This window comes from Mycobacterium sp. (assembly GCF_049683935.1).
GTDB lineage: Bacteria > Actinomycetota > Actinomycetes > Mycobacteriales > Mycobacteriaceae > Mycobacterium.
Genome location: NZ_JBAUJR010000423.1, coordinates 1 through 2,556 on the forward strand (window position 1 = coordinate 1; position 2,556 = coordinate 2,556).

A 2,556-nucleotide genomic window follows, 5' to 3' on the forward strand; every position below is an offset into this window, starting at 1 on the left:
GCACATTGGCCTGCAATTGGGCTCCGGGCGGACCCTCGATCATGACGTCCGTGAGGATCTGCGCCTGCTGACCCTGGACGGTGAACTGGCCGGGCTGAGGCTGGTTCCCACCGACGACCTCGTACTCCACCGTGAACGGAGTTTCCGGGAAAGGATGCAGCCCAACATATTTCGGATCGATGGTGTAGGTGTACACGCAGGCACCGGCGGGGTCACAGTTCTGCGCGGTGACGGCCACCCCGATCAGGAACTCGTCGTTGGTCGGCACCGACGGGGGCGGCGGCTGGGGCGGGGTGCGGCGCGGGGGCTCCGCCTGCTGTTGCGTGGGGTTGCTGAAGATCATCACCGACGCGATTCCGATACCACTGGCGAGCATCCCGAGGATCGCAATAGTCGCGAGCAACTTACGGATGGTCACCTCAGCAGGGTAACGGGCTACTCCTCGACGCGGTTACCGTGCTCGTCCCAATGCTCGGCAACCTTCTTGCTCGGCTGGACCCGGGGCGGCTCCCCGGGCATCTTCGGGTAGCTCGGTGGATACGGCAGGTCAGCGAGGCCATGGTCCTCGTCGGCGGCGACCATCTCCAGCAGCGGCTCGATCGATTGCGCTGTCGTGTCGATGTCCGCCCACGGATCGGGCCGCCCGGCGAGGAACTCCGGCACCGTGATGATCGTGTAGTCGTCGGGATCAGCACCACGCAGTTCGTCCCAGGTCAGCGGCGTCGACACCGTGGCGATCGGGGTCTTGCGCGCCGAATACGCCGACGCGAACGTGCGATCGCGGGCGTTCTGGTTGTAGTCGATGAAGATCCGCTCCCCACGCTCCTCTTTCCACCACGACGTGGTCACCGCATCCGGAGCCCGCCGTTCGACTTCGCGGGCCAGCGCGATTCCGGCGCGCCGCACCGCGATGAAGTCCCAGTCGGTGGCGATGCGGAGGAAGACATGCACACCACGACCACCCGACGTCTTGGGGTAGCCGACCAGGCCCAGCTCGTCGAGGAGTGGTTTGAGGACGTCTACGGCGACGCTCGCAGCTTCGGCGAACCCGGTGCCGGGCTGCGGGTCGAGGTCGATGCGCAGCTCGTCGGGATGCTCGGTGTCAGGGCATCGCACCTGCCACGGGTGCAGGGTCACCGAGCCCATCTGCGCGGCCCACGCGATCGCCGACGGGTGGGTGATCTTCAGTGCGTCGGCGGTGCGCCCGGACGGAAACGTCACGGTGCAGGTCTCGAGGTAATCGGGATGCTTCTGCGGCAACCGCTTCTGGTAGATCTCCTCGCCGTCGATGCCGTCGGGGAACCGTTGCAGATGTACGGGCCGGTCCCGCAGCAGGGTCACCATGCGGTCGGCGACAGACAGGTAGTAATCGACGAGTTTGCCTTTGGTTCCGTCTTTGCCGAGCGCCGGAAAGTACGGCTTGTCCGGGTTCGTGAGCCGGACCTTGATGCCGCCCACGTCGATTTCGGTTGCAGCGGAGCTTTTTCCAGCCATGTCAGGACTCCAGAACGTCGTAGAGATCGTAGTTCAGCGGAACGTCGAGCTGGTCGAAGGTACAGCTGGCCGGGTCGCGGTCGGGCCGCCAGCGCATGAACTTCACCGCGTGGCGGAAGCGCCTGCCGTGGGCGGTGTTTCCCTCCATCTGGTCGTAGGCGACCTCACACACCTTCTCCGGGCGCACCGGGATCCAGCGCTTGTCAGCGGCGGAGTTCCACCGGCTGGGCTCACCGTCGCGGACGTCGTCGCCGAGGCGCAGCGGCTCCAGTTCGGCCAGCATCAACAGCCGCGCCTTGGCGGTGAACGACGCGGCGCCACCGACCATCTGCAGCTCACCGTCGTCGCGGTAGAGGCCGAGCAGAACCGACCCGATTCCCTCGCCGCTCTTGTGGATCCGGTAGCCGATCGCGACGCAGTCCGCGTCACGGGCGTGCTTGACCTTCACCATCTCCCGCTTGCCGGGAAGATACGGACCGTCGAGCCGTTTGGCGATCACCCCGTCGAGACCCGCTCCCTCGAACTCCTCGAGCCAGGTTGCGCCTACCTCGGGATCCTCCGTGGTGCTGGTGACATGGCACCACTGCTTGTGGAGGACCGCGTCTGCCAGCGCTTCCCGCCGCACCCGGAACGGCTCCTTCATCAGAGAGGTGTCGCCTGTTGCGAGCGCGTCGAACCCGATGAAATGTGCGGGGGTCTCCTCGGAAAGCTTGCGCACCCGGGACTCGGCGGGGTGGATGCGCTGGCTCAGCGACTCCCAATCCAACCGGGTGCGGCCGGCGATCTCGCGCGGGACGACGATCTCGCCGTCGAGAACGCAGCGGGGCGCGAGTTCGTCGCGCACCGCATCGAGAACCTCGGGAAAATAGCGGCCCAGACCCTTCCCGCTGCGCGACAGCAGCACCACCTCGTCGCCGTCGCGGAACACCAGCGCTCGTCTAGTTGACTGAACTTCAGCGAGCCTTCCGAACCGAGCAGGGCTGCGGGCGGAGGATCGGGCTGTGACGGTATTAGGTCGAGTGGAGTCAGCACCGAGCGGGTTGCCGTGGCGGGTGATCTTCC

Annotated in this window: 3 protein-coding genes; all 3 read right to left on the reverse strand. The window is 66.3% G+C overall.

What is annotated here, in order from left to right; translation table 11 throughout:
- Positions 1–376 (reverse strand): hypothetical protein (locus WA965_RS23815; protein WP_526448141.1); only part of this gene is annotated, 376 nt, incomplete at its 3' end.
- Between the two features lie 59 nt (positions 377–435).
- Positions 436–1,494 carry a non-homologous end-joining DNA ligase gene (gene ligD, locus WA965_RS23820; protein ID WP_526299998.1) on the reverse strand — a complete coding sequence of 353 codons (1,059 nt, stop codon included), beginning with the start codon at positions 1,492–1,494 and terminating at the stop codon, positions 436–438.
- Position 1,495: 1 nt separating this feature from the next.
- A complete protein-coding gene (locus tag WA965_RS23825; protein ID WP_526300006.1) occupies positions 1,496–2,551 on the reverse strand; it encodes an ATP-dependent DNA ligase in 1,056 nt (351 codons plus the stop codon).
- Positions 2,552–2,556 lie beyond the last annotated feature (5 nt).

Excerpts from the sequence above, each read along its gene's own strand:
- ligD (WP_526299998.1), bottom strand. The coding sequence starts at position 1,494 with ATGGCTGGAAAAAGCTCCGCTGCAACCGAAATCGACGTGGGCGGCATC.